This window comes from Mycoplana sp. BE70 (genome assembly GCF_031455855.1).
Lineage (GTDB): Bacteria > Pseudomonadota > Alphaproteobacteria > Rhizobiales > Rhizobiaceae > Mycoplana.
In genome coordinates, this window is record NZ_JAVDTM010000001.1 from 643234 (window position 1) to 666012 (window position 22779).

The following is a 22779-nucleotide window of genomic DNA, read 5'->3' on the forward strand; positions in this document are numbered from 1 at the left end:
AGCAGGCCATGAAAGACCAAAGGATTCTGATCACCGGCGGCGCCGGTCTGATCGGCTCTCACATCGCCGATCTCGTCGCCATGGAGCGGCCGCGGGAAATCCTGATCCTCGACAATTTTGTTCGCGGCCGCCGTGAAAACCTGGCGCAGGCGGCATCGATGCTCCCGCTGACGATCGTCGACGGCGACATTCGCGACCGAGCGCTGCTGGCGGAACTGTTCGCAGGCGTCGATGTCGTCTTTCATCAGGCCGCCATCCGCATTACCCAATGTGCGGAAGATCCCAGGCTCGCCTTCGACGTGCTGGCGGCCGGCACCTTCGACGTGCTCGAGGCAGCGGTCAAGGCGGGCGTGTCGAAGGTGGTCGCGGCCTCGTCAGCGTCGGTGCTCGGCCTTGCCGAGAGCTTTCCGACGACGGAAGCCCACCACCCCTACAACAACCGCACCATCTACGGGGCGGCCAAAACCTTCAACGAGGGGCTGCTGCGCAGTTTCGCCGAGATGTACGGCTTGCGCTACGTCGCATTGCGCTACTTCAATGTCTACGGCCCGCGAATGGATGCTTATGGCGTCTATACGGAGGTGATGATTCGCTGGATGGAAAGGATCGCGGCCGGTCTGCCGCCGGTCATCCACGGCGATGGGCTGCAGACGATGGATTTCGTGCATGTCCGTGACATCGCCCGCGCCAACGTCCTGGCGGCAAAGTCCGATGTGACGGACGAGGTCTTCAACGTGGCCAGCGGCAGCGAGACCAGCCTGCGCGACCTGGCGCGGATGCTGTCCCGTGTCATGGGGGGAACTTGCGAGCCGCAATTCCAGCCGGCGCGAAAGGTCAACGCGGTGACGCGAAGGCTCGCCGACACGAGCACGGCGGAACGTCGCCTAGGCTTCAGGACGCAGGTGCCGCTGGAAGACGGTTTGCGCGAGCTGGTCGCATGGTGGCGGCAGGAAAAGGCACTGGCGGACGGAGGGGAAGCGGCATGATCCCGACAGGCGTGCAGATTCCGGTCGCCAGACCGCTTCTCGATGAGCAGGAGACGGAGGCGGTCCGACGGGTCGTGCTGTCTGGATGGCTGACACAAGGGCCGGAGGTCGAGGCGTTCGAATCAGAGTTCGCCGCGTTCGTTGGCGCCCAGCATGCCTGTGCCGTATCCAATTGCACGACGGCGCTTCATCTGGCGTTGCGGGCCGTTGGCGTCGGTGCGGGCGACGAGGTCATCACCGTCAGCCACTCCTTCATCGCCACGGCCAACGCCATCCGCTACTGCGACGCGCTGCCGGTCTTCGTCGACATCGAAGCGGGCGGCTTCAATATCGACCCGACCCTGATCGAGGACGCCATCACGCCCCGCACCAAAGCGATCCTATGCGTGCACCAAATGGGTATGCCCTGCGACCTCGCCAACATCGTTGCCATCGGCAAGCGGTTCTCGATCCCGGTCGTGGAGGATGCAGCCTGTGCCTCGGGCAGCGAAATCCTGTGGGACGGCCAATGGGAGAGGATCGGCAAGCCACGCGCCGATATCGCCTGCTTCTCGTTCCATCCGCGCAAGCTTCTCACCACCGGCGATGGCGGCATGCTGACCACCTGCCACGCGGAACTTGACGCAAAGTTTCGCCTCTGGCGGCAGCATGGAATGAGCGTTCCCGACACCGTCCGGCACGGCTCGAAACAAGTGATCTTCGAGAGCTATCCCGAGCTCGGCTACAATTATCGCATGACGGACCTTCAGGCCGCGATCGGTCGCATACAGCTGCGCCGTCTGCCGGGCTTCATTTCGGAACGACGGCGGCTGGCCGACCTGTACCAGCAAGGAATCGGCCAGATTGCGGGCTTGGAAGCACCCGTGGAGCCATCGTGGGCGCGAACCAACTGGCAGAGCTATTGTGTGCGCTTGCCGCAATGGCTCGACCAACGGGATGCGATGCAGTTTCTCCTCGACCGCGGCATCTCCACCCGGCGCGGCGTGATGACCATTCACCGCGAGGGCGCCTACGCGGGCGATCATACCCATCGCGTCGCGGGATCCCTGGCGCGCAGCGTGGCGGCGCAGGAGAACTCGATCATCCTGCCGCTGTACGCGCAGATGACGGACGCCGACGTGCTCATGGTTCTTGATGCGCTGCAGGACGTGGCCGATACCCTTGGCCTACGGTCGCTGCAGGCCAGCCAGTCGCGTTAGAGGCACAATCCCGCTTATTGCCGGCAGCTATCGCAGCGCCCCAGACTGGGCGGACAGAGCCCATCCCTGTCGGCCCTTGACGCACCTCCCTATTGAAGCGGTTCCGCGGACCTGATCACGGCGATCGTGAGAAGGCGCGGAGCGGCAACGGCAGAGCGCTTGCCGGCAGCAGACTGAACAGGCACCTCAGCGAGTAGCAGCCGCTCAAGAGGGTTGCCAGGGCGCCGAGCGTCATCGCCTGCCACGAGGGCAGGATCTGCGTCGCCAGAAACACGAATCCTGCCGAGGCGAGGAAGATGACGCCAAGCCTGAAGTTGGCGGAGGACCAGCGAAAATCCGTCAGCCACCGGGCGACGACATAGACGAGGCCGGTGTGCCAGACATACAGGCCGAGGAATGCCATCCCGGCGCCTATCGGCCCGACATGCGCAACCAGCAGCCAGGCCAGCCCGACGTGAACCACCGTTGCGGCAATCTCGGCCCAGAAAAAGATGGCGCGCGTGCCCTTTGCCAGCATGATGAACCCCATGGGCCACGAAACGATCCGCAGCATCATGCCGAGGCAGATCCACCGCAGGATCGCGGCGGCGGGATGGAACTCGGGGGAATAGAACAGCCACATGGCCAGCGGCGCGAGCGTCAACGTGGCGATGACGCCGGGGCCGGCCAGCAGAAGGCTGATCTGTGTCTGTTCGTTGACCAGGCGGTTGCAAGCGACGTGGTCGGAAGCGATCGCTGTCAGGCGCGGATAGAAGTCCGCGCCCATCGCCTGCAGGATGAAGCCTGCATAGAGCCCGCCCAATGCCCAGGCCGCCTGATAGAGGCCCGCGGCAGCAACGCCGTCGTTGTGCAGCACGATCAGGCGAATGGTGTAAGAGGCGCCAAACATCAACAGACTGCTCGTCATGAAGACGAAGCCGAGTTTCATGAGCGAGGCAATTTCCTCGCCAAGACTGCGTGTCGACATGGCCGGCCGGCCGGCCTGCAGGCGTCTGCTGAACCACCACGAGATGAAAAGCATCGCGAAGGCCGAGACGACGATCGAGGGCGCGATGCCGTCGGACCCGAACAAATACACAAGTGCTATCGTGGTGACCGTGGCGCAAAATCCCGACAGCACGTTGATCCACGCGAGGTTGGCAATGTCCCGCATTCCCTGCACCAGCGCGAGCTGTCCGCCGGCGATCAGCTGGAAAAAGATGGCGAGCGAGAGCAACGTCACCCCGACCGTATGCTGGGCGTCGCCGAATGTCAGGTGGGCGACCGGGCGTGCGAAAGCGGCAAGCAGCAGGGCGCCGATCACCCCGAGTGCGATCGACGTTCGACGAAGGGCGGTGGCGGTGCGGGCGATCCGGCCGGAGTCGCCGGTGCCGGCCGCTTCGGCGATCTGGCGAACGCCGCTGGCCTGAACCCCGACCCCGGCAAGCGCCTGGGTCAGGTCGACGATCGACGTGTAGAGCCCCATCTGTCCGACGCCCGCCGGTCCGAGCAGGACAGCCATTGCCTTGTTGCGGACGACGGAAAAGCCGACATTGACCGCCGATGAGCCGCCGATCATCGCCATCGATCGGAGGATCTGGAAGTAGGACTGCCCTTCCGCCGGGGTTTCCTGTGATGCCATGGTCGCTCGGGCGTCTCGATCAGACGCCCGTCCCTTGAGACTGGTTGCGGTAATCGACCTCCAGAAGGCGCCGCACCACTTCTTCGGTGCTCACCTGCCAGGGCGGTGCGCGCCAGCCAAATGTCCGCTCGAACTTGTCGCAGCAGAGGCGCGAATTCAGTGGCCGTCGGGCTTTGGTTCGGTACTCGGCCGTCGCAATGTCCTTGACTTCGGCGCTGGGGCCGCCGTGAGCGGCACTGGCGCGAAAAACATGGCGGGCAAAACCGGCCCAATTTGTCTCACCCTCCCCGGTCACATGATAGATGCCGTAGCGGTCTCGGGCGCGATGGGTGGCGACCAGCAGGATGGCGGCTGCGAGGTCGAGCGCGCTCGTCGGATTGCCCCACTGGTCGGCAACGACCGCGATCGCGCGACGCTCGGCGGCAAGTCTCAGCATCGTCCTGACGAAGTTGCTGCCAAAGGGACTGTAGACCCAGCTGGTCCGCAGGATGAGGTGCCGAGGGTTGGCACTTGCCACCGCATGCTCGCCCCTGAGCTTGGTATAGCCGTAGACCGTCTTTGGTTCGGCTTCGTCGCCCTCCAGGTAGGCGTGGGAAGCTTCCCCGGAAAAGACGTAATCGGTGGAGACATGGATGACGGGCACCCGCAACGTCGCTGCGGCCTCGGCGACGCAAGCCGCCCCGACGACGTTGACCTGATAGGCCTGATCCCGTTCGTCCTCGGCCCGATCGACCGCCGTGTACGCGGCTGCCGAGACAACGATGTCGGGCTTCTCGGCGATGATGGCACGGCGGATCGACGAGGGATCCGACAGATCGAAGCCGGGACGTCCGACGCGGACTAGGGTGATGTCGGGCATGCCGGCGGCGACCTCGACCAGGCTCGTCGCCAATTGACCGTGCGTACCCGTCACAAGGATCTTCATTGACCGACAGCCAGTCTGCCCCAGGCGTTCTCGCGGATTCGCCCGTTCGACAGGCTGCAGCGGGCATCGATGCGCGCGAAGTTCATCGTCCGGCTTCCAATCGGCGCCTTCGTGGCCGACTCGTGCTCGATGAAGTCTGTGGCGGGTGGAAAGCTCATGCCTCCGGCTCCTGCGATTCGTCGAAAGGTTCCGCCCGCGCCAGCGGCGGGGCGCTGCGGTCCTTTTCGGAAAGCTGAACCTGCGAGGCGGGAAGCGGCCACTCGATGCCGATATCCTCATCGTCGAAGCGGATCGTCTGCTCGTGGGACGGCGAATACGGGTTCGTGACCTTGTAGATCACCTCGGTTTCCGGCTCGAGGGTGAGGTAGCCGTGCGCGAAGCCCTTCGGCATGAGAAGCTGGTTCCAGTCGGCCGCAGAGATACGGATGCCGCACCACTTGCCGAAGGTCGCAGAGCCCTTGCGGACATCGACGGCGACGTCGAAGATTGCGCCGCGAACCACCCGGATCAGCTTGTCCTGGGCATAGGGCGCCAACTGATAGTGCAGACCACGCAAGATGCCGCGCGCGAGGGAATAGGAATGATTGTCCTGGATGAACCGCAGGCCGATGCCCTTCTCTGAGAATTCCCGCGCATTCCAGGTTTCGGAAAAGAAGCCGCGGTCGTCACCGAATTTTCGCGGCCGGATTTCCAGCAGACCATCCAGTGCCAGCGGCCTGACTTCGAGGCTCATCCGACGCGCTCCTCAACCAGGCGAAGCAGGTAGTTGGCATAGGCGGTCTTGCCCAGCAGCCCGGCGCGCTGTCGAACTTCCTCCGGCCCGAGCCAGCCATTATCGAGTGCGATTTCCTCCGGGCAGGCGATCTGGACGCCCTGACGCCGTTCGACGGTGCGCACGAAGGACGACGCGTCCTGCAGGCTGTCGTAGGTGCCCGTGTCCAGCCAGGCATAGCCGCGCCCGAGCATGCACACATTCAAGTCGCCGCGGGCAAGATAGATGTTGTTGACCGTGGTGATCTCCAGTTCGCCGCGTGAGGACGGCTCGACCGAGCGGGCGATGTCGACGACATCGTTGTCGTAGAAATACAGCCCCGTCACCGCCCAGTTCGACTTCGGAACCGCTGGCTTCTCCTCGATGGCGATCGCTCTGCCGGTCGCCTTGTCGAAGCTGACGACGCCATAGCGCTCCGGATCGTCGACGTGATAGGCGAAGACCGAGGCGCCGCTATTGCGTCCCGCCGCCTGCCGGCAAATGTCCGGCAAGCCATGGCCAAAAAAGATGTTGTCGCCGAGGATCATCGCGACGTTGTCCCGCCCGATGAACTGACGACCGATGATGAAGGCCTCGGCCAGCCCATTCGGGTGCGGTTGCTTGGCATAGGACACGTTCAGCCCGAAATCGGAGCCGTCGCCGAGCAGCGCCTGGAAGCAGGGAAGGTCGCGCGGGGTCGAGATGATCAGAATGTCGCGAATGCCGGTGAGCATCAGGACGCTCAGCGGGTAGTAGATCATCGGCTTGTCGTAGATGGGCAGGATCTGCTTCGACACCGCGATGGTAAGAGGATAGAGGCGCGTGCCGCTCCCCCCCGCCAGTATGATTCCCTTCATCGCTGCCATCCCTCTCGTGGGTTTCGTCCGGCGGGTATCCAAGCTCGATCCGACTTCGGCCGTGTCATTGGCTGGCCTGCTCGTCGTGCGTTCCGTCCGCCGTCGAACTGGTCTCTTCGGCGGCTTTCGCGACCGGGCGGAACACGCGAACGACGTCACCCGGCTGCAGTTCGGTCGTCTCGGACGCAGTAAATTCATCGATTTTGCCGTCGACACGCCGGGAGACCGTGTAGGTGGGTGCCGCGGCGGCAGTGGAGGCAAGGTCGGGCGGGTCGGTGCCAAGCAGCAGCTTCTGCCTGGTGTCACGCCGCAGCTGCAATTGTTTCAGGATCCCCTTTTCCGTCTGCAGCTGGGCGGCGACATCGGCGTTGCGGTTATCGGCGAGACCTTCAAGATTGCGCGTCGCCTCGGCAATGCTCTGGCGCGCCCTCATGATGGCGGTGACCATGTCGAGCCTCGATCCCTGATAGCTTCGCAGCGTCCGCTCGAGATCTGTCTGCCGTGACGGCAGGAGCACGCCTTTTTCGACCATGGGCTTTATCGTCGTGAGTTCCTTCCGGACGGAATCGATGTCCTCGTCATTGCCGGTGATCTTCTTTTCCAGCGTATCGATCTCTTGGGCCATTAGTTCGCGCAATTCCGAGTAAGAACGGGACTGGCGTTCGACAACGGCAGCACGCGTCGCAAAGATCTGCTTCTCCTGATTGAGGGTGGCGGCGACCAATGCGGTGTTGTTGTCCGGCGGCAGGTCGAAATGAAAGTCCTTCGCGTTGGCCATCTCGGCCTCGAGCCGCGCCAGCTTGATCGTGCTGCGCAGGATCGAATCGTCGAGCTCCCGCAACTCACCGCCAAGCTCAGCCTTGCCGCGGGAGCCGATCAGCCCGTCCGTCGGCCGGTACTCGCCGCCGGCCATTGCCAGCGCCTGGAGAACGGACAACCCCGGACGAAACTTGTACTCCCCAGGTGCCGCCGCATTGCCCACCACATAGATGGGAGGATATTCGACGATCGTCACCGACGCTTCCGGCCTCTCGACCAAGCCGATTTTGGCCTGAAGCTTGGTGGCGATTTCGGCTGCGAGCCCGGCTTCATCGAAGTCGCCAATCTGCACGACGCCAAGGACGGGCAATGATATCGTGCCCTCCCCGGACACCTGAAACTCGCCGCCGAGGGCATCCCAGCTCTCGTAGACACCTTTGGTCGGCATCCACTGAACGATGCTCAGCTTGATTTTCGTCTGCGGGACAATCTTGGCTGCGAGGGCTGCAGGTGGCGCGCCGATGCCGGCCATGGCAAGGGCCGTCAGAACCACGAGCCCCGCCCGCAGCGGTTTACAGCAATGCCAGAACGTGGCGAGCATGTAATCTCTCCAACCTGTAAAGTCGGGAAGGCATGACAGCGGCGACACCGCTCGCCGTGCCGCAAGCCTGCAAGGTTCAGTGTGCAAATTATTGAAATATTGAGAAGGGGAAGGATCCCGCTATCGCTTCATCAATTTTGGTGAAGGTGGTATGGCAGACCTAACCGGATCGGCATTCCGGCGCTTCCGACGGTTCCTGTCGGACCGATGGTCGGTGCCGGTGTAGCTGGAGCGGACGCAAAATCCGCTTTGGCTCCCTAGTTGGGGGGTAGATGCGGCCCGAGCCTAGTTCGTTTGGATGAGCGCACTTGACACGCCCTTTCCATAGATATTGCCCTTCGACCCAAGACTCCCCCTTTGGTGCCGTCGCGGTCATTTCCGACGTGCGGTAAGGTTTTCGCGGGGTGGTGCATGAGTGCGCACGCTCCGCCGGCAACGACAATTGCCGGCCGATCCAGTCGCGCGGGTGAAGGATATGGTGCTTTTGGACGGAAACGATTACGCCGAGGCAGGGGTTGGCGCGGCTGGCGTTAGGGGCGGGCCTGAGCCCCGGCGGGTCATGCTGATCCTGACAAACACGGGAAGTGTGTCGAAGCGTCTCATCGATGCCGTCGAACGGGAATTTCCGTGGGTGGTCGTCGAGCAGCTGGAGCATGTCGGCGCCGCGTGCCGGGCTTTCCCCCACCCCGTTGCCCTGATCCTAGTCGACGCCGCGATGATGCGGGAGGCCGAAGCGGCATCGGCGATACTGATGCGGGTCCACCCACACGCGCTCACCGCGGTCATCGAGCCCTATGACAGGCCCCCGGCAACCTCGCTTGCCGCTGTGGTCGACTCACCGCTCATCCGCAGTGTCTTGCCGATGGACCTGCGGCTCGATGTCTGGCTGTCGATCATACGGCTGATGTTGTATGGCGGCGAATACCTGCCGCCGGAGTCGATCTTTCAGACGCGCGCTGGCGACACCAGCTTGCCTCCCCTCGCCCACGACGGTTCGCAGCTGGCGCAACGGCGGACCGACAGGGCAGAACTGACCGCCCGGGAATTGCAGATCCTGGAAATGGTCTCGCGCGGACTGCAAAACAAGCTGATTGCCGCAGAATTCGGCCTCTCCGAGCACACGGTCAAAATTCATCTGCACAACATCATTCGCAAGCTGGGCGTCCACAACAGGACGGAGGCGGCCGCTCGATACCGCAGCACGCAGCATGGCGGCACGTTGTGACTTAGGTCCCCAGCCGTTCCAGATCGCAACGACTGCGCCCTCTTTCCATCGGGCCTGAACCCTGGCGCCATCTTTGCCGCGTGATGCCGGCTGATCGGTTGCGTGTGGCAATTGACAGTCCCGGGACGCTCATGCGACCGATGGACCCGTTCAGCAATCAGCCCGACGGCCCGAAGATGTCCAAGACAACGCGCGCGACCCAGGCACTGGCCAAGGCCGGTGTACCGTTCACCGTCCACGCCTATGATTACGATCCATTGGCCGAGAAGGTGGGTCTGCAGGCTGCAGCGGCCCTTGGGGAGACGCCGGACCGGGTGCTCAAGACCCTGATGGCGGAAGTCGACGGCAGAGCTGTCTGCGTGATCGTACCCTCCAACTGTGAGGTCAGCATGAAGAAGCTGGCCGCGGCCTTCGGCGGCAAGTCGGCAAGCATGATGAAGCCGGCCGACGCGGAACGGCTGACCGGCTATCACGTCGGCGGGATCAGTCCCTTCGGGCAGCGCAAAACCGTCCCGACCGCGATCGAGACGCAGGCATTGGCGCATGCGAGCGTCTACATCAACGGCGGCCAGCGTGGCCTGCAGGTGCGGCTTTCCCCTATGGACGCGCGCGATGCGCTGAAGGCGATCGCAGCGGAAGTGGTGGTCTAAAGCGCGTCGCGATCTTCCAGATCCGCTTGCAACGCTTCAGGTCCTTGTTCTTTTGCATGTCTTTGTTTCGAAACCGACTCCGCCTTCCGGCACAGGCTCTAGGCGGACGCCGAAGTTCGGTTTTTACAGCAGCCGAAAAAGGAGCGCTGCCAGTGTGGCCGCCTCAGCCTTGTCAAGCTTTTCACCGATGTGCGCCTGTATGGAACGGCCGTAGACGCTCCACATGTCGGCGCGGACAGCGCGGCCTTTTTCGGTGATCACCACCCAGCGGCCACGGCCATCCTGATCGAAGGTCTCCCGCCTGACCAACCCCTCCTTTTCAAGTCGATCAATCAGGCGGGAGAGATTGTACTGCGCAAGCAGTGTGCGTTCCTCGATCTCGTAGGGGCGCAACCGTCCGTCAGTAGCTCGATCCAGCTCCCAGAGAACGTCGTACCACCCCAGCGGCGGCTGGCCTGCGATGCGCAGGTCGCTCTCCATGGCCGCGACTAGGCTTCGCTGCGCGCGCATCAGTTCGGTCCAGGCACGAGTGATTTCGGCGGAGGGTGTGGGGGGCAGGCTTGCTCTCTTGGACATAAATGCAATTACATCTATCTTGACGCCATGCGCAAGCGCAGTTATATGCATTTGCATCTATAATGCGGAGATACGATATGCAACAGCACATACTGACGGGCTACGGCACGGCGCTGCTGCGCATGAGCCTCGGCGCCATGTACCTGGCCCACAGCATCTTGCTGAAACTGCTCACCTACGGTCTCGATGGCACGGCGGGCTATTTCTCCTCGATCGGCCTGCCGGCGTGGCTGGCCTATCTCACGTTCGCGGCGGAAGCTGCCGGAGGCGTCATGCTGGTGCTCGGCATCCACACGCGAGCGGTAGCGCTCTCGCTGGTGCCGGCGCTGGCCGGGGCGATCATCTGGGCCCATGGCGCCAACGGCTGGGTTTTCACCGCGCCGGGCGGCGGTTGGGAGTATCCGCTCTTCCTGATCGCTACGTCGATCGCCCAAGCCCTGCTCGGCGACGGCGCCTTCGCGCTGCGGCCCTCGCCCGCACCCCTGCACACTGACCGGCTTCAAGGGAGCATATGATGATCGAAAGCACATTCACCCTCATCAGCCATCATTTGTGCCCGTATGTTCAGCGCGCCGCGATTGCGTTGATGGAAAAGGGCGCCAAGTTCGAGCGTGTCAGTATCGATCTGTCGGCCAAGCCCGACTGGTTTCTCGACCTGTCCCCACTCGGCAAGGTTCCGCTCTTGCGGATCGACGGCGCCAGCGGGAGCCGGGTGCTCTTCGAAAGCGCGGCGATCTGCGAATTCATCGATGAGGCGTTGCCAGGGCCGCGGCTGCATCCAGCCGATCCCTTCGTTCGGGCGCGCCACCGCGGTTGGATGGAATTCGGCTCGTCCATTCTTGCTGATATCTGGGTGCTGGAGACCACCACGGACGCACAGGCCTTTGCGACGAAGCGGCAATCCCTCGCCACGAAATTTGCCCAGATCGAAGCGGAACTGCAGGACGGCCCCTTTTTCGCCGGGCAGCATTTCAGCATCGTCGACGCCGTCTTCGCGCCGATCTTTCGGTACTTCGATGTCTTCGATGCAATCATCGACCATGGCATTTTCGAAGGGCTGGCGCGCGTCGTTGCGTGGCGGGGCGGCCTCGCTGCGCGTGCAAGCGTCAAGGCTGCGGTCGCCGCCGACTACCCGGAAAGGCTCATGGCGTTCTTGCACAAGCACGACGCGATCCTGCTTGCCGCGCCCGGCAACCGGCCGATGGCGCAACCGGTGCGGTGACAACCCGCCCGTCGCGTCGTCTTCAAACGACCCGCCGGTCTGTAAACGGTGCGAGGAGGATCTTCATCGCCGACCTTCTGTTTTGCACAATTCCGTCCTAAGAAGAGGCAGCGAAACAGAAAACAGCAGGAAACCGATGAACGCACCGCTTCGCAATGCAATCACCCCGGTCGACCCCGCCAAGCTGGAAAAGCTCGCCGAAGTGGCTGTCAAGGTCGGCCTTCAATTGCAGAAGGGCCAGGATCTGGTGATCACCGCGCCGATCGCCGCCCTGCCGCTCGTACGCCTCATCACCAAGCATGCCTACATGTCGGGCGCCGGCCTCGTCAGCACCTTCTACGCCGACGAGGAAGCGACGCTCGCACGCTATCGCCACGCGCCGGATGAAAGCTTCGACCGGGCGACGGGCTGGCTTTACGAGGGCATGGCGAAGGCCTACTCCAATGGCGCCGCTCGCCTTGCGATCACCGGCGACAATCCGATGCTGTTGTCGTCGGAGGACCCGGCCAGGGTGGCGCGCGCCAACAAGGCCAACTCGCTCGCCTACAAGCCCGCGCTCGAGAAGATCGCCAATTTCGACATCAACTGGAACATTGTTTCCTATCCGAGCCCGTCCTGGGCGATGCAGGTGTTTCCGGGCGTTCCGGAGGAGATGGCGGTCGAAAGGCTCGCCAATGCGATTTTCGCCGCGTCACGGGTCGATGTCGAAGACCCCATCAGCGCCTGGGAGGCGCACAACGCGAACCTGCACAGCCGCTCGGCATGGCTGAACGGCGAACGCTTCGCAGCCCTTCACTTCCGGGGGCCTGGCACCGACCTGACAGTGGGCCTTGCAGACGGTCACGAGTGGCACGGCGGTGCATCGGTCGCCAAGAACGGCATCACCTGCAACCCCAACATTCCCACCGAGGAGGTGTTCACGACGCCGCACGCGCTGCGGGTCGAGGGCCATGTCTCCAGCACCAAGCCGCTTTCGCACCAGGGCACGCTGATCGATGACATCCGCGTCCGCTTCGAGGGGGGCCGCATCGTCGAGGCACACGCCTCGAAGGGCGAGGCGGTCCTCACCAAGGTGCTCGACACCGACGAAGGGGCGCGCCGCCTCGGCGAAGTGGCGCTGGTACCCCATTCCTCACCGATCTCGGCGAGTGGGCTTCTGTTCTACAACACGCTTTTCGATGAAAACGCCGCCTGCCACATCGCGCTGGGGCAATGCTATTCCAAGTGCTTCGTCGGCGGGGCGGACCTGTCCCAGCAACAGATCCAGGCACAGGGCGGCAACTCGAGCCTGATCCACATCGACTGGATGATCGGCTCGGGACAGATCGACATCGACGGCATCAGGGCCGACGGCGGCCGCACGCCGGTGATGCGCGCCGGCGAATGGGCCTGAGCCGCCCATGGAGACGATCGGCGTCATTGGCGGCGGAGGCTGGCTGGCGGGGGCGCTGCTGCGGCCCGCGCTTGCCGACGGCATCATCCGTCCGGAGCGCCTGATCCTCTCCTCCCGCTCGGGTGACATGTTCGGCTTCGACGCCTGGCCGCGCGTTCGCATGACGACCGATAACGCCGAGCTTGTGGCGGCCTCCGACGTCGTCATGCTTTGCGTTCGGCCGAACGATCTTGCCGAGCTTTCGCTCGACCTTTCCGGCAAGCTCGTCATTTCCGTCGTCGCCGGCGTCACCGCTGAGGCGCTGGCGCGCAGCTTCGGTGCCAGGCGGATCGTACGTGCGATGCCGAATGCCTGCGCCGAGCAGCGGCTTTCCTTCACCCCCTGGTTTGCCACCGACAGCGTGTCGGACGACGAAGCGTATTTCGTGTTCCGTTTCTTTTCTGCTTCCGGACGGGCGCAGGGGATCAGCGAGGAGGCGCAACTCGATTATTTCACCGCGTTGACCGGTTCGGGCCCCGCCTTCCCGGCGCTTTTTGCCGATGCGATGATACGCCATGCGATCGGCGCCGGCATCGACCCGGACACGGCAGTGGCAGCCGTTCGCCAGCTCTTCATGGGCGCCGGCGTCCTGATGGCCCAATCTGAGACAACGCCCGCCGAGCTTGTGGACATGTTCCTGGAGTACCAGGGAACGACGGCCGCCGGCCTTGCCGCGATGATCGAGGCCGATGTGAACTCGGCGATCTTCAAGGGGCTTTCCGCGGCGCGGCGGCGCGCGGCGAAGGGTATGGCGGCGCTGTGATGTAGTTCAAAAAAAGCGACAACGCCGGGTTGACCGCTCCGACTGCGAGTCCTAGGTTTAGAATTATTCTAAAGAACAGGCTTCGCAATGATCACCCGTCTTTTCGGCCCGACCAAACGGACCCTCGAATCCCTCAGCGAACAGGAAATCCTGGCTCTGGCCATATCGGCGGAGGAAGATGACGGTCGCATCTACCTTGCCTATGCGAATGGGGTGCGGGACACCTTTCCGCACACTGCCAGCATGCTGGACGCCATGGCCAAGGAGGAGAACGAGCACCGGCGCCGGCTGATCGACATGCACGTGAAGCGTTTCGGCGACAATATCCCCCTGGTCCGGCGCGAGTACATCAGGGACTTCCCGAAGCGCAAACCCGACTGGCTGGTTGCGCGCATGCCGATCGAGACGGTCCGCGCCAACGTCAAGGCGATGGAGGAGGCGGCGCACCGCTTCTACCTCGAAGCGGCGGCGCGGGCGACGGATGCCTCGACCCGCAAGCTGCTGGGGGATCTCGCGCTGGCGGAGAAGGGTCACGAAAACAAGGCGCGCCTTTTTGAGGAAAGCGAGGAAGGCAAGGCCGCATTTTCAGAGGAGGCGCATGCCGAGCGCCGCCAGTTCATCCTGACGTACGTGCAGCCGGGCCTGGCCGGTCTGATGGATGGTTCGGTCTCAACACTCGCGCCGATCTTCGCGGCCGCCTTCGCCACGCAGGACACCTGGCAGACCTTTCTGGTGGGGCTCTCGGCCTCCGTGGGCGCCGGCATCTCGATGGGGTTCACCGAGGCGGCCCACGACGACGGCAAGATTTCGGGGCGTGGTTCACCGGTCAAGCGCGGGTTCGCCTCCGGCATCATGACGGCGATCGGCGGCCTCGGCCACGCATTGCCCTACCTGATTCCGCATTTTGGCCTGGCGACGGGCATCGCCGTTGCGATCGTTTTCGTTGAACTCTGGACGATCGCCTTCATTCAAAACCGCTATATGGACACGCCCTTCTGGCGGGCTGCAACCCAGGTTGTCCTCGGCGGCAGCCTTGTCTTTGCCTGCGGCGTTCTGATTGGCAATGCGTAAGGATTGGAGCGGGGTGAAAGCCGGTCCACCCCGCGGACTGGCAGCAGGCGCGGCTTACTTGCCGACCGACGACACCATGACCGCGTCGCCGTTCTCGATCGAGACCCAGCGGCCCGGATGGAACGAGGCCTGACGCTTCAGATAGCGGTAGGGCGTCTCGGTCCAGTGCCTGACGTCATTCTCAAGATTGTCGAGGATGAAATCACCCTCCGTCGTGCGCACGGTCAAGACCGCGTGTCCTTCGCCGTCCGGCTTGCGAACAACGGTGATGAGGAGGTCGGCGGGAGCGAAGCCCTTCTCGATCAGCTTGCGGCGTTTCAGCAGCACGAAATCCTCGCAGTCGCCTGCCACGTCGGGGTAGGCCCAGTGCTCGTCGGTGCCGAACAGCTCCTTGTCGGTCATCGGCGTAATGTCACGGTTGACCGCTGCGTTGATCTCTCGAACAATTGTCCAGCCGAAGGCAGTTACTTTCGCCGCACCCGGATCACGTTGGCCCGCGGCACACTCCGAACGGTTCGACTGGCAGAACTCGTAATGGCCGATCGGCTGGGAGGTGACGGCGCCGGTGCGCATCGACAGGGCGGAATTCGCGGTGGCGGCGGGGGCAGTCAGAGCGGCAGAAGACGATACGAATAGGGCCGTAAACGCCACAAAAATTGCCTTAGCACCAATCATTCGCGCCATGGGTGTCCCCTCGATAGTTAACGAAACGTTAAATTTTCGAGGGGAGGGAAGTCAATCACGATAATTGGCAATGCGACAACATGGTTAAAATGCGCGCACCGGCGCCGGTTATGACGGCTCCAGGATATGGGATACCGCCTCCCGCAGCTTTTCGATGTCCTCGGGGCGCGACAATCGATGATCGCCGTCGCGGATCAGGGTCAACACGGCGTCATCGCAGGAAAGGTGCTCCATCAACCGGACCGCATGCGTGTAGGGAACGTCGGGATCCTCCATGCCCTGCAGCACGTGGATCGGACATCCCGCATCGATGACGCCGTCGAGCACCCTGTTGCGGCGGCCGTCCTCGATCAGCTTGAGGGTGTAGATATTCGGATCCGGCCCATAGGGCGTCGGCTCCTCGAAGAAGCCGCGCTCCGCCAATGACGCGCGTTCGGCTTCCGTCAGGTTCGGCTCGATCAGTTCGGAGGTGAAATCCGGCGCGGGGGCGACCAGGACCATGCCGGCGACGTCGTCTCCCCGACCGCGCTGCCGCAACTCCTGCGCCACGCGAAGCGCCAGCCATCCCCCCATCGACGAGCCGACAATGACAAGGCGCTGGCTACCAAGCCTGGCGCGCGCGTGATCGACAACGGCGAGCGCCTCCTCCAGCCAGCGCGATATCGTGCCGTCCACGAATGCGCCGCCGGACGCGCCGTGGCCGGAATAGTCGAGGCGGATGCAGGCCGTGCCGCGTTCCTCGGCGAAGCGCGCCAGTTCCACGGCCTTGGTGCCGGTCATGTCCGAGCGATACCCGCCGAGCCAGAGAAGATGGGGCAACGTGTTCCCGTCTCTTTGCGGCAAAAGGACCATGGCGATGTCACGACTTTCCGTGCCGTCGCCGACCGTCAGCCTTTCAATCGCCCCAATCGCCCCGTTGCTCTCATTCTGTTGCATGCGATGCTCCCGACTTGCGCGGCCGGCGCACCGGCGGCCGCCTCGACACTCTGAACGGCCCGATCTACACGATTTCGCCTAAAGCTGGACAGGGGTGATTTTTTCCGCACGGCGTGCTATTGACATCGCCTCGGTGATCTACACATTGCCGCGATCGCTGGTGCGCGACGCGTCGGTGAAGATCGCCTTCCGGAAAATGCAATCTCTATCCGAAACTATTCGAGGAGAATACGACCATTCGCAGACCCTTCAAAACGGACGCACCGGTCAAGGACGGCCCGCGTTCCAACCGAGAAATCCGGATCCCCCGGGTTCAGCTCATTGATGCCGAAGGCACGAACCACGGCATCGTTCCCACCGATCAGGCCCTTCGCATGGCGGAAGACGCCGGCCTCGATCTCGTGGAGATTTCCCCCAACAACGACCCGCCGGTGTGCAAGATCCTTGATCTCGGCAGGCTGAAGTACGCCAACCAGAAGAAGGCGGCGGAAGCGCGCAAGAAGCAGAAGGTCGTCGAGGTCAAGGAAATCAAGATGCGCCCGAACATCGACACGCATGACTATGACGTGAAGATGAAGGCGATGAACCGCTTCTTCGAAGAAGGCGACAAGGTCAAGGTGACGCTGAAGTTCCGTGGCCGTGAAATGGCGCACCAGGAACTCGGCATGAAGCTCCTGCAGCAGGTCAAGGAAGACACCCTGGCCATTGCCAAGGTCGAGGCCGAGCCCAAGCTGGAAGGCCGCCAGATGATGATGGTGCTCGCTCCGAAGTGAGCATTGCCTCCCGCATGTCAGCGATGAAGCCGCCTAAAAGGCGGCTTTCTTCGTTGCGGCCAAAATCTCCCTTCGATCCTGACAGAATGCTGACAGACGTTCTCAGCGGCCTCTCAGCTTGCTTGTGACAGGCTCCTGTCATCAATCAGTGATGGAGAGGGCTCATGCATTCGACGCTTCGCAAGGCTTTGTTGGTATCCACGGTCGCGACATGCGGCATCATCGGCGGGCCGGTCGGCGCGTCAATCTTCGCACTCGCTCCGCACCATCCGCTTTCTGCGGCCGCGCTCGCCGATGATGATGATGGCGGAGATCAAGGGGATGACAACCACGGCGGTCGCGATGACGGCGACCGCGATGATGGTGACCGCAATGGCGGTGACCGCGACGATGGCGACCGCGATGGTGGTGACCGCGATGACGACCATCGCGGCGGGCACGATCGCAGCGGGCACGACCGAAACGATGACAATGATGATCGCGGCGGCGACCGGCAGGATGACGACGACGATGACAACAAGGACCACAACGCGGGCAAGGTCGACAATGATCATGGTCGGGGTCGCAACCACGCTGAAGACGGCCGCAACAGCGGCAAGCACAACGGCAACGACGATGTCAACGACGATGGCCACCGGTATGAGACCCAACTCAAGGTATCAAACCACAGCCTGAAGGGTCTCCTCAACGGCTCCCTAATCGCCGTCGACAATCTCGGCCGCACCCTGGAGGTGGAGGTCGAGTTCGAGCACGGCAAGCGGATCATCAAGGTCGAGCCGCATGGTTCCGACATTCGCCGTACACCCGGACCGATCGAAAGCGTGTCCATACGCCCCGCGAACTGATGGACGCCGATACCGGCGCGGACAACGCCCCGCTCCACGCCGGTCAGCGAGGAGGCCAGTCTCACGGTCAAGAAGGATGTCCCCTCGCACTCGCCTCCTGCATCCGTTGATGCAGGGGGCGATCCGCTGTCAAAAAGACTGCCTGACGAACCGTTCGCAAGGGCGCGACCTTGACGTGGCGCCACAATTGCGGGGTACTGGCATGCCGCTGCGGATGTGGCGGGCAAGTGGGTGATTTATGTCTACGACGCGCCGCGAACTCATAGCTCTATTATGCTGGTCACTGGCGCTGTCGGTTGCGCCGGGAGGCCATATCGGCGCGTTGGCCCGCGACGGCGGAGATCGATCGGGTGGCGGCAGCGATCACGGCGACAATGACAATGACAACGGCGACGACAAGGGCGGTGACGACAACGGCGGCGACGATCAGGGTGACGACGACAAGGGCGGCGACGACAAGGGCGGCGACGACAAGGGCGGCGATGACCATAGTGGCCATGGCCGGGGTGGTGATGACCGGGATGGCGATGACCGGGATGATCGCAAAAAGGACGACCGCAACAACGACAAGCAGGGGCACGATGATGGATCGCGGGGCAATTCGTCTCGCAAGGGCTCGGGTAAGCGCACCGATCAGGAGCGTGCCCGTGCCGCCGTCCAGGAGGGGCGTGTGCTCCCCTTGAAAGATATCCTTCGGCTTGTCGACGAGAGGCGTTACGGCACCGTGATCGCCGTTGATCTGAAACAATATGGCGGGCGCGATGTATACCGCCTGAAAACGCGGGACGGCTCGGGAATAATCCGCAACTACCGGATCGACGCCCGCACTGGCAAGCTCATCAACTTTTTCGGATTCTGAGGCCGGACATGCGCATTCTGGTAGCCGAGGACGACCGAAACATCGCCGTGCACGTCGCGGCGAAGCTCGAAGCGGAGGGATACGGCGTCGACACGCTTGCGCATGGCCCCGAGATCTGGGAACGCGGAGAGAGCGGAGCGTATTCGGCGATCATACTCGACCTCGGCTTGCCCGGCATGGACGGCCTGTCCATCTTGAAGCGCTGGCGCCAGGCGGGTGTCGCGACACCGGTCCTGGTGCTGACCGCCCGCGGCTCGTGGATGGAACGCGTCGACGGCTTCGACGCCGGCGCCGACGACTACCTGCCGAAGCCGTTCCGCACCGAGGAACTTCTCGCGCGGCTGAGGGCGCTTCTGCGCCGTGCCGCACCCAGCCTGCACCCGGTCAAGGCCGCCGGCCGCTTCACTCTCGACGAGGCGAGCCGGCGTGTCAGTTTCGATGGCCTGCCGCTGGACCTCAGCCCGCTGGAATACCGCATGATTGCCTATCTGATCGAACGCCGCGGTCAGGTGATCTCGCAGTTCGAGTTGGCGAGCCACGTCCAGGGACGTGACGATGATTCGGCCAAGAATGCCGTCGAGGCGATGATCGCGCGATTGCGGCGCAAAACCGAGAGCGGCGCGATCGAGACGCGGCGCGGCTTCGGCTATTGTTTGCCGGACGACCATCGATGAGGTCGCTGCGACTGACTCTGGCAACGGGAGCGGTCGTCGCGATCGGCCTGGTGTTGCTGGTGCTGTGGCTGCTGCTCAGCCAGTTGTTCACCGACTACGTCGTGGGGCGCTACCGCAGCGAGATGACGGCGATCGTCGATACGGTCGCAGCACAGCTTACGCTGGAAGACGGCAGGATCGCGCTCGTAAGCGAGCCACCCGACCCGCGCTTTGCCCTGCCGGCGGGCGGGCGCTACTGGCAGGTCTCTCCCGTCACGGGCGATGCCATACGCTCGCGCTCTCTCTGGGACACGATCATCCCGATTGACGCGGCGCAAGTCGATCGCTACGCGAATTTCGAGATCGCCGAAGGACCCGACGGGGCGCCGATCCTGGTGCATAGCCAGATCCTCACCCTGGGCGACGGGCCTTCCGCGGTGCAGTTCATGGCCCAGGCCGCCTTTCCGAGAAAGGAACTGGACGACGCCGTAACCGCTTTTCACGGGAGCCTGCGCCAAATGCTGCTGGCCACCGCCAGCGTGCTCGCCGCGGGCGCGCTGTTGCAGGGCGCGATCGGCCTGATGCCGCTGAGGCGGCTGCGGGAGCGGGCTGCGCTGGTGCGGTCGGGCCGGGAGCGCAATTTCGGCACGGAAGGCCCCAGCGAAGTGCAGCCGCTCGTCGGCGAAATCAACTTGCTGCTGGCCGAGCGGGAAACGGCCATCGAGCGCGCCCGTGCCCGTGCCAGTGATCTTGCGCACGGGTTGAAGACGCCGCTGACGGTGCTCTCAAGCCTCGCCGAACATCTGCCCGGCGAGGATCGCGCGCTGGCCCTGCAACAGGTTGAACTGATCAGGCAGCGGGCTGACCGACAGCTGCAGGCGGCCCGCATGGGCGTCGAACAGATGGCAACCACATCGGTGATGAGCCTCGGAGGAAAGCTCGTCAACGTGTTGCGGCCGGTGACCGGCGAGCGTGGCATTGCCTGGGACGTCGATATCGATCCGGACCTGGCAATCGACGTCGATGCGGCGGATCTCGCCGAATGCCTCGGCAACCTGCTCGACAATGCTGCAAAATGGGCTCGCTCGCGCATTCGGCTCTCGGCGCAGGCGGAAGGCAGGACCATCATGGTGGCGATCGAGGATGACGGCCCCGGCATTGCGGACAGCGACCGTCCCCTGCTCCTGAGACGTGGCACCCAGTTCCTGCCGCAGCTCGACGGAGCGGCTGTCGGGACCGGGCTCGGACTGGCGATCAGCGCCGACATTGCCAAGGCCTATGGTGCCGACCTGAGACTGGATCGATCACCGCTTGGGGGACTGAGGGCGGCGATCGCCTTTCCTGCAGCCGGCACGCCAAAGCCGAGCCCTATCCCGGTCTGAAGCCGCCGCTTCCTGCCGCTCGCCCGATTCCCCGGTTGCACTTTTCGGGCAGTTCGGTTACAAGCCCCCGTCCGAACGGTCCGGCAGGGCATGCCGTGGCCGTTCTTTACGCTGGAGATGCGCCTCGTCAGCCGTCTCGAATTCAAAGAAGAATGGAGTAGCAAAATGCCCAAGATGAAGACGAAATCGTCTGCCAAGAAGCGGTTCAAGATCACCGCGACGGGCAAGGTCGTAGCGGCTGCTGCCGGCAAGCGCCATGGCATGATCAAGCGTACCAACAAGTTCATTCGCGACGCGCGCGGCACGATGGTGCTGGCCGAAGCCGATGGCAAGAAGGTCATCAAGAACTACCTGCCGAACGGTCTCTGAGACTTTTAGGCATATTGGATACGTTAAGGAGATCATGACATGCGCGTAAAAAGAGGCACTGTCGGCCACGCCAAGCACAAGAAGGTCCTGAAGGCCGCCAAGGGCTTTTACGGCCGCCGCAAGAACACCATCCGCGCCGCCAAGGCCGCGGTTGACCGCTCCAAGCAGTACGCTTACCGCGACCGCAAGGTGAACAAGCGCAACTTCCGCGCTCTCTGGATCCAGCGCATCAACGCTGCCGTCCGCGAATTCGGTCTGACCTACGGCCGCTTCATCGACGGCCTGAACAAGGCCGGCATCGAAGTCGACCGCAAGGTGCTGTCCGACATGGCGATCCATGAGCCGGCAGCCTTCGGCGCCCTCGTCGCAGCTTCGAAGAAGGCCCTTGAGTACCTCAAGGACGCCGGCACGGCGAACGAGTTTGAAAGCGCGGTTCGTTAAGACCAGCGCTTCCCAAGCCTTTTGTACATAGAAGTTGGGAAACCCGCGCTGGCAGGGCTGGCGCGGGTTTTTCTTTGAGCCAATGGATTTGAACGATGTCCGATCTCGATTCCCTGAAACACACCCTGTTGGCGGATGTCGCGGCCGCCGGCGATGAAACGGCCATCGAAGCCGTGCGCGTGGCGGCCCTCGGCAAGAAGGGCTCCGTCTCCGAACTCCTGAAGACGCTCGGCACGATGACGCCGGAAGAGCGCCAGACGCGGGGTGCGGCGATCAACGCGCTGAAGAACGAGTTGACGGACGCGATCGTCGTCCGCAAGAGCGAACTGCGCGACGCGGCGATCGCTGCAAGGCTCGCAGCCGAGACCGTCGACGTCAGCCTTCCGGTCCGCTCCTCGCCGGCCGAGCGCGGCCGCATCCATCCGATCAGCCAGATCATCGACGAGATTACCGCGATCTTCGCCGACATGGGCTTCTCCATCGCCGAGGGCCCGGACATCGAGACCGACTACTATAACTTCACCGCGCTGAACTTCCCCGAGGGCCACCCGGCGCGCGAGATGCACGACACCTTCTTCTTCCCGCCGGATCAAAACGGCGAGCGCAAGGTGCTGCGCACGCACACCTCGCCGGTGCAGATCCGCACGATGGAGGCGCAAAGCCCGCCGATCCGCATCATCATTCCCGGCAAGACCTACCGCCAGGATTCGGACGCGACGCACTCGCCGATGTTCCACCAGGTCGAGGGCCTCGTCATCGACAAGACCGCGAACGTCGCCAACATGCGCTGGGTGCTCGAGGAATTCTGCAAGGCCTTCTTCGAGGTCGACGGCGTGACGATGCGCTTCCGCCCGTCCTTTTTCCCCTTCACCGAGCCCTCCTTCGAGGTCGACATCCAGTGCGACCGTTCCTCCGGCCCGATCGTCAAGTTCGGCGAGGGCACCGACTGGATGGAAATCCTCGGCTGCGGCATGGTGCATCCGAACGTATTGCGCGCCGGCGGCCTCGACCCGGACGAGTATCAAGGCTTTGCCTGGGGCATGGGCCTCGACCGCATCGCCATGCTGAAATACGGCATGCCAGACCTGCGTGACTTCTTCAACGCCGATGTCCGCTGGATGAACCACTACGGCTTCCGCCCCCTCGACATGCCGACCCTGTTCGGCGGTTTGAGTGCGTAAGCGGTGCGCGTAAGGATC

Annotated in this window: 26 protein-coding genes; 16 read left to right on the forward strand and 10 right to left on the reverse strand. The window is 63.4% G+C overall.

Annotated elements, in window-relative coordinates:
* The first annotated feature begins 8 nt into the window (after window positions 1-8).
* On the forward strand, window positions 9-986 hold the full coding sequence (locus J2Y48_RS03010; RefSeq protein WP_310412464.1) for an NAD-dependent epimerase/dehydratase family protein: 978 nt from the start codon (window positions 9-11) through the stop codon (window positions 984-986).
* A complete protein-coding gene (locus J2Y48_RS03015; protein WP_310412466.1) occupies window positions 983-2185 on the forward strand; it encodes a DegT/DnrJ/EryC1/StrS family aminotransferase in 1203 nt (400 codons plus the stop codon). Before J2Y48_RS03010 ends, J2Y48_RS03015 begins: the two co-directional genes overlap by 4 nt.
* A gap of 115 nt (window positions 2186-2300) precedes the next feature.
* Here the strand turns inward: J2Y48_RS03015 and J2Y48_RS03020 are convergent, their stop codons facing one another.
* The 6 genes from J2Y48_RS03020 to J2Y48_RS03045 all read right to left on the reverse strand — a co-directional run bounded on the left by J2Y48_RS03020 (window position 2301) and on the right by J2Y48_RS03045 (window position 7699).
* Window positions 2301-3806, reverse strand: a complete 1506-nt coding sequence (locus tag J2Y48_RS03020; RefSeq protein WP_310412470.1) for an O-antigen translocase — start codon at window positions 3804-3806, stop codon at window positions 2301-2303.
* Between the two features lie 19 nt (window positions 3807-3825).
* A complete protein-coding gene (rfbD, locus tag J2Y48_RS03025) occupies window positions 3826-4731 on the reverse strand; it encodes a dTDP-4-dehydrorhamnose reductase (RefSeq protein ID WP_310412473.1) in 906 nt (301 codons plus the stop codon).
* Window positions 4728-4889 carry a hypothetical protein gene (locus J2Y48_RS03030; RefSeq protein WP_310412476.1) on the reverse strand — a complete coding sequence of 54 codons (162 nt, stop codon included), beginning with the start codon at window positions 4887-4889 and terminating at the stop codon, window positions 4728-4730. Before J2Y48_RS03030 ends, rfbD begins: the two co-directional genes overlap by 4 nt.
* A complete protein-coding gene (gene rfbC / locus J2Y48_RS03035) occupies window positions 4886-5464 on the reverse strand; it encodes a dTDP-4-dehydrorhamnose 3,5-epimerase (RefSeq protein ID WP_310412479.1) in 579 nt (192 codons plus the stop codon). The genes J2Y48_RS03030 and rfbC overlap by 4 nt, the downstream gene beginning before the upstream one ends.
* Window positions 5461-6339 carry a glucose-1-phosphate thymidylyltransferase RfbA gene (gene rfbA, locus J2Y48_RS03040; protein ID WP_310412483.1) on the reverse strand — a complete coding sequence of 293 codons (879 nt, stop codon included), beginning with the start codon at window positions 6337-6339 and terminating at the stop codon, window positions 5461-5463. Before rfbA ends, rfbC begins: the two co-directional genes overlap by 4 nt.
* A 64-nt stretch (window positions 6340-6403) precedes the next feature.
* The gene (locus J2Y48_RS03045) at window positions 6404-7699 is read right to left on the reverse strand and encodes a polysaccharide biosynthesis/export family protein (RefSeq protein WP_310412484.1); all 1296 of its coding nucleotides are present in this window, start codon (window positions 7697-7699) and stop codon (window positions 6404-6406) included.
* A 475-nt stretch (window positions 7700-8174) separates the two neighbouring features.
* Here J2Y48_RS03045 and J2Y48_RS03050 point away from each other — a divergent pair, with 475 nt between their 5' ends.
* Window positions 8175-8924, forward strand: coding sequence for a LuxR C-terminal-related transcriptional regulator (locus J2Y48_RS03050; protein ID WP_405030149.1), 750 nt, complete (start codon window positions 8175-8177; stop codon window positions 8922-8924).
* 176 nt (window positions 8925-9100) lie between these two features.
* Window positions 9101-9574, forward strand: a complete 474-nt coding sequence (ybaK, locus tag J2Y48_RS03055) for a Cys-tRNA(Pro) deacylase (protein ID WP_310412487.1) — start codon at window positions 9101-9103, stop codon at window positions 9572-9574.
* A 123-nt stretch (window positions 9575-9697) separates the two neighbouring features.
* Here ybaK and J2Y48_RS03060 read toward each other — a convergent pair whose 3' ends face one another.
* Window positions 9698-10150 carry a MarR family transcriptional regulator gene (locus J2Y48_RS03060; protein ID WP_310412490.1) on the reverse strand — a complete coding sequence of 151 codons (453 nt, stop codon included), beginning with the start codon at window positions 10148-10150 and terminating at the stop codon, window positions 9698-9700.
* Between the two features lie 77 nt (window positions 10151-10227).
* On the opposite strand from J2Y48_RS03060, the gene J2Y48_RS03065 reads away from it, so the two are divergent.
* The 5 genes from J2Y48_RS03065 to mbfA all read left to right on the forward strand — a co-directional run bounded on the left by J2Y48_RS03065 (window position 10228) and on the right by mbfA (window position 14638).
* Window positions 10228-10665: a DoxX family protein gene (locus J2Y48_RS03065; RefSeq protein ID WP_310412492.1), complete on the forward strand. Its 438-nt coding sequence runs from the start codon at window positions 10228-10230 to the stop codon at window positions 10663-10665.
* Window positions 10665-11372 carry a glutathione S-transferase family protein gene (locus J2Y48_RS03070; RefSeq protein ID WP_310412495.1) on the forward strand — a complete coding sequence of 236 codons (708 nt, stop codon included), beginning with the start codon at window positions 10665-10667 and terminating at the stop codon, window positions 11370-11372. The genes J2Y48_RS03065 and J2Y48_RS03070 overlap by 1 nt, the downstream gene beginning before the upstream one ends.
* Before the next feature lie 136 nt (window positions 11373-11508).
* A complete protein-coding gene (locus J2Y48_RS03075; RefSeq protein WP_310412498.1) occupies window positions 11509-12765 on the forward strand; it encodes an aminopeptidase in 1257 nt (418 codons plus the stop codon).
* Window positions 12766-12772: 7 nt separating this feature from the next.
* Window positions 12773-13567, forward strand: a complete 795-nt coding sequence (locus tag J2Y48_RS03080; RefSeq protein WP_310412500.1) for a pyrroline-5-carboxylate reductase dimerization domain-containing protein — start codon at window positions 12773-12775, stop codon at window positions 13565-13567.
* An 87-nt stretch (window positions 13568-13654) separates the two neighbouring features.
* Complete coding sequence (gene mbfA / locus J2Y48_RS03085) at window positions 13655-14638, forward strand: iron exporter MbfA (protein ID WP_310412503.1); 984 nt, start codon at window positions 13655-13657, stop codon at window positions 14636-14638.
* A gap of 54 nt (window positions 14639-14692) precedes the next feature.
* On the opposite strand, the gene J2Y48_RS03090 is transcribed toward mbfA, so the two are convergent.
* Together J2Y48_RS03090 and J2Y48_RS03095 are read right to left on the reverse strand one after the other, a co-directional pair.
* Window positions 14693-15322, reverse strand: a complete 630-nt coding sequence (locus J2Y48_RS03090) for a transglutaminase-like cysteine peptidase (RefSeq protein WP_310412506.1) — start codon at window positions 15320-15322, stop codon at window positions 14693-14695.
* Window positions 15323-15430: 108 nt separating this feature from the next.
* Window positions 15431-16258: an alpha/beta fold hydrolase gene (locus tag J2Y48_RS03095; RefSeq protein ID WP_310412509.1), complete on the reverse strand. Its 828-nt coding sequence runs from the start codon at window positions 16256-16258 to the stop codon at window positions 15431-15433.
* A gap of 236 nt (window positions 16259-16494) precedes the next feature.
* Here J2Y48_RS03095 and infC point away from each other — a divergent pair, with 236 nt between their 5' ends.
* Window positions 16495-17031: a translation initiation factor IF-3 gene (gene infC, locus J2Y48_RS03100; protein ID WP_310412719.1), complete on the forward strand. Its 537-nt coding sequence runs from the start codon at window positions 16495-16497 to the stop codon at window positions 17029-17031.
* 242 nt (window positions 17032-17273) lie between these two features.
* On the opposite strand, the gene J2Y48_RS03105 is transcribed toward infC, so the two are convergent.
* Window positions 17274-17666 carry a hypothetical protein gene (locus J2Y48_RS03105; protein WP_310412512.1) on the reverse strand — a complete coding sequence of 131 codons (393 nt, stop codon included), beginning with the start codon at window positions 17664-17666 and terminating at the stop codon, window positions 17274-17276.
* 532 nt (window positions 17667-18198) lie between these two features.
* Here J2Y48_RS03105 and J2Y48_RS03110 point away from each other — a divergent pair.
* The 6 genes from J2Y48_RS03110 to pheS all read left to right on the forward strand — a co-directional run bounded on the left by J2Y48_RS03110 (window position 18199) and on the right by pheS (window position 22761).
* Window positions 18199-18735, forward strand: a complete 537-nt coding sequence (locus J2Y48_RS03110) for a hypothetical protein (RefSeq protein ID WP_310412515.1) — start codon at window positions 18199-18201, stop codon at window positions 18733-18735.
* A gap of 8 nt (window positions 18736-18743) precedes the next feature.
* Window positions 18744-19409: a response regulator transcription factor gene (locus J2Y48_RS03115; protein ID WP_310412518.1), complete on the forward strand. Its 666-nt coding sequence runs from the start codon at window positions 18744-18746 to the stop codon at window positions 19407-19409.
* Window positions 19406-20770: a HAMP domain-containing sensor histidine kinase gene (locus J2Y48_RS03120; protein ID WP_310412521.1), complete on the forward strand. Its 1365-nt coding sequence runs from the start codon at window positions 19406-19408 to the stop codon at window positions 20768-20770. Before J2Y48_RS03115 ends, J2Y48_RS03120 begins: the two co-directional genes overlap by 4 nt.
* 165 nt (window positions 20771-20935) lie before the next feature.
* The gene (rpmI, locus tag J2Y48_RS03125) at window positions 20936-21139 is read left to right on the forward strand and encodes a 50S ribosomal protein L35 (protein ID WP_108001508.1); all 204 of its coding nucleotides are present in this window, start codon (window positions 20936-20938) and stop codon (window positions 21137-21139) included.
* Between the two features lie 39 nt (window positions 21140-21178).
* Window positions 21179-21580, forward strand: a complete 402-nt coding sequence (gene rplT / locus J2Y48_RS03130) for a 50S ribosomal protein L20 (RefSeq protein ID WP_310412525.1) — start codon at window positions 21179-21181, stop codon at window positions 21578-21580.
* 95 nt (window positions 21581-21675) lie between these two features.
* A complete protein-coding gene (gene pheS / locus J2Y48_RS03135; protein WP_310412529.1) occupies window positions 21676-22761 on the forward strand; it encodes a phenylalanine--tRNA ligase subunit alpha in 1086 nt (361 codons plus the stop codon).
* Window positions 22762-22779 lie beyond the last annotated feature (18 nt).

Excerpts from the sequence above, each read along its gene's own strand:
- J2Y48_RS03045 (WP_310412484.1), bottom strand. The coding sequence starts at position 7,699 with ATGCTCGCCACGTTCTGGCATTGCTGTAAACCGCTGCGGGCGGGGCTC.
- J2Y48_RS03115 (WP_310412518.1), top strand. The coding sequence starts at position 18,744 with ATGCGCATTCTGGTAGCCGAGGACGACCGAAACATCGCCGTGCACGTC.
- J2Y48_RS03090 (WP_310412506.1), bottom strand. The coding sequence starts at position 15,322 with ATGGCGCGAATGATTGGTGCTAAGGCAATTTTTGTGGCGTTTACGGCC.
- J2Y48_RS03080 (WP_310412500.1), top strand. The coding sequence starts at position 12,773 with ATGGAGACGATCGGCGTCATTGGCGGCGGAGGCTGGCTGGCGGGGGCG.
- pheS (WP_310412529.1), top strand. The coding sequence starts at position 21,676 with ATGTCCGATCTCGATTCCCTGAAACACACCCTGTTGGCGGATGTCGCG.
- ybaK (WP_310412487.1), top strand. The coding sequence starts at position 9,101 with ATGTCCAAGACAACGCGCGCGACCCAGGCACTGGCCAAGGCCGGTGTA.
- J2Y48_RS03120 (WP_310412521.1), top strand. The coding sequence starts at position 19,406 with ATGAGGTCGCTGCGACTGACTCTGGCAACGGGAGCGGTCGTCGCGATC.
- J2Y48_RS03070 (WP_310412495.1), top strand. The coding sequence starts at position 10,665 with ATGATCGAAAGCACATTCACCCTCATCAGCCATCATTTGTGCCCGTAT.
- J2Y48_RS03050 (WP_405030149.1), top strand. The coding sequence starts at position 8,175 with ATGGTGCTTTTGGACGGAAACGATTACGCCGAGGCAGGGGTTGGCGCG.
- J2Y48_RS03010 (WP_310412464.1), top strand. The coding sequence starts at position 9 with ATGAAAGACCAAAGGATTCTGATCACCGGCGGCGCCGGTCTGATCGGC.
- J2Y48_RS03095 (WP_310412509.1), bottom strand. The coding sequence starts at position 16,258 with ATGCAACAGAATGAGAGCAACGGGGCGATTGGGGCGATTGAAAGGCTG.
- J2Y48_RS03015 (WP_310412466.1), top strand. The coding sequence starts at position 983 with ATGATCCCGACAGGCGTGCAGATTCCGGTCGCCAGACCGCTTCTCGAT.
- rplT (WP_310412525.1), top strand. The coding sequence starts at position 21,179 with ATGCGCGTAAAAAGAGGCACTGTCGGCCACGCCAAGCACAAGAAGGTC.
- J2Y48_RS03060 (WP_310412490.1), bottom strand. The coding sequence starts at position 10,150 with ATGTCCAAGAGAGCAAGCCTGCCCCCCACACCCTCCGCCGAAATCACT.
- J2Y48_RS03020 (WP_310412470.1), bottom strand. The coding sequence starts at position 3,806 with ATGGCATCACAGGAAACCCCGGCGGAAGGGCAGTCCTACTTCCAGATC.
- rfbA (WP_310412483.1), bottom strand. The coding sequence starts at position 6,339 with ATGAAGGGAATCATACTGGCGGGGGGGAGCGGCACGCGCCTCTATCCT.
- J2Y48_RS03065 (WP_310412492.1), top strand. The coding sequence starts at position 10,228 with ATGCAACAGCACATACTGACGGGCTACGGCACGGCGCTGCTGCGCATG.
- J2Y48_RS03075 (WP_310412498.1), top strand. The coding sequence starts at position 11,509 with ATGAACGCACCGCTTCGCAATGCAATCACCCCGGTCGACCCCGCCAAG.
- J2Y48_RS03030 (WP_310412476.1), bottom strand. The coding sequence starts at position 4,889 with ATGAGCTTTCCACCCGCCACAGACTTCATCGAGCACGAGTCGGCCACG.
- rfbC (WP_310412479.1), bottom strand. The coding sequence starts at position 5,464 with ATGAGCCTCGAAGTCAGGCCGCTGGCACTGGATGGTCTGCTGGAAATC.
- rpmI (WP_108001508.1), top strand. The coding sequence starts at position 20,936 with ATGCCCAAGATGAAGACGAAATCGTCTGCCAAGAAGCGGTTCAAGATC.
- rfbD (WP_310412473.1), bottom strand. The coding sequence starts at position 4,731 with ATGAAGATCCTTGTGACGGGTACGCACGGTCAATTGGCGACGAGCCTG.
- mbfA (WP_310412503.1), top strand. The coding sequence starts at position 13,655 with ATGATCACCCGTCTTTTCGGCCCGACCAAACGGACCCTCGAATCCCTC.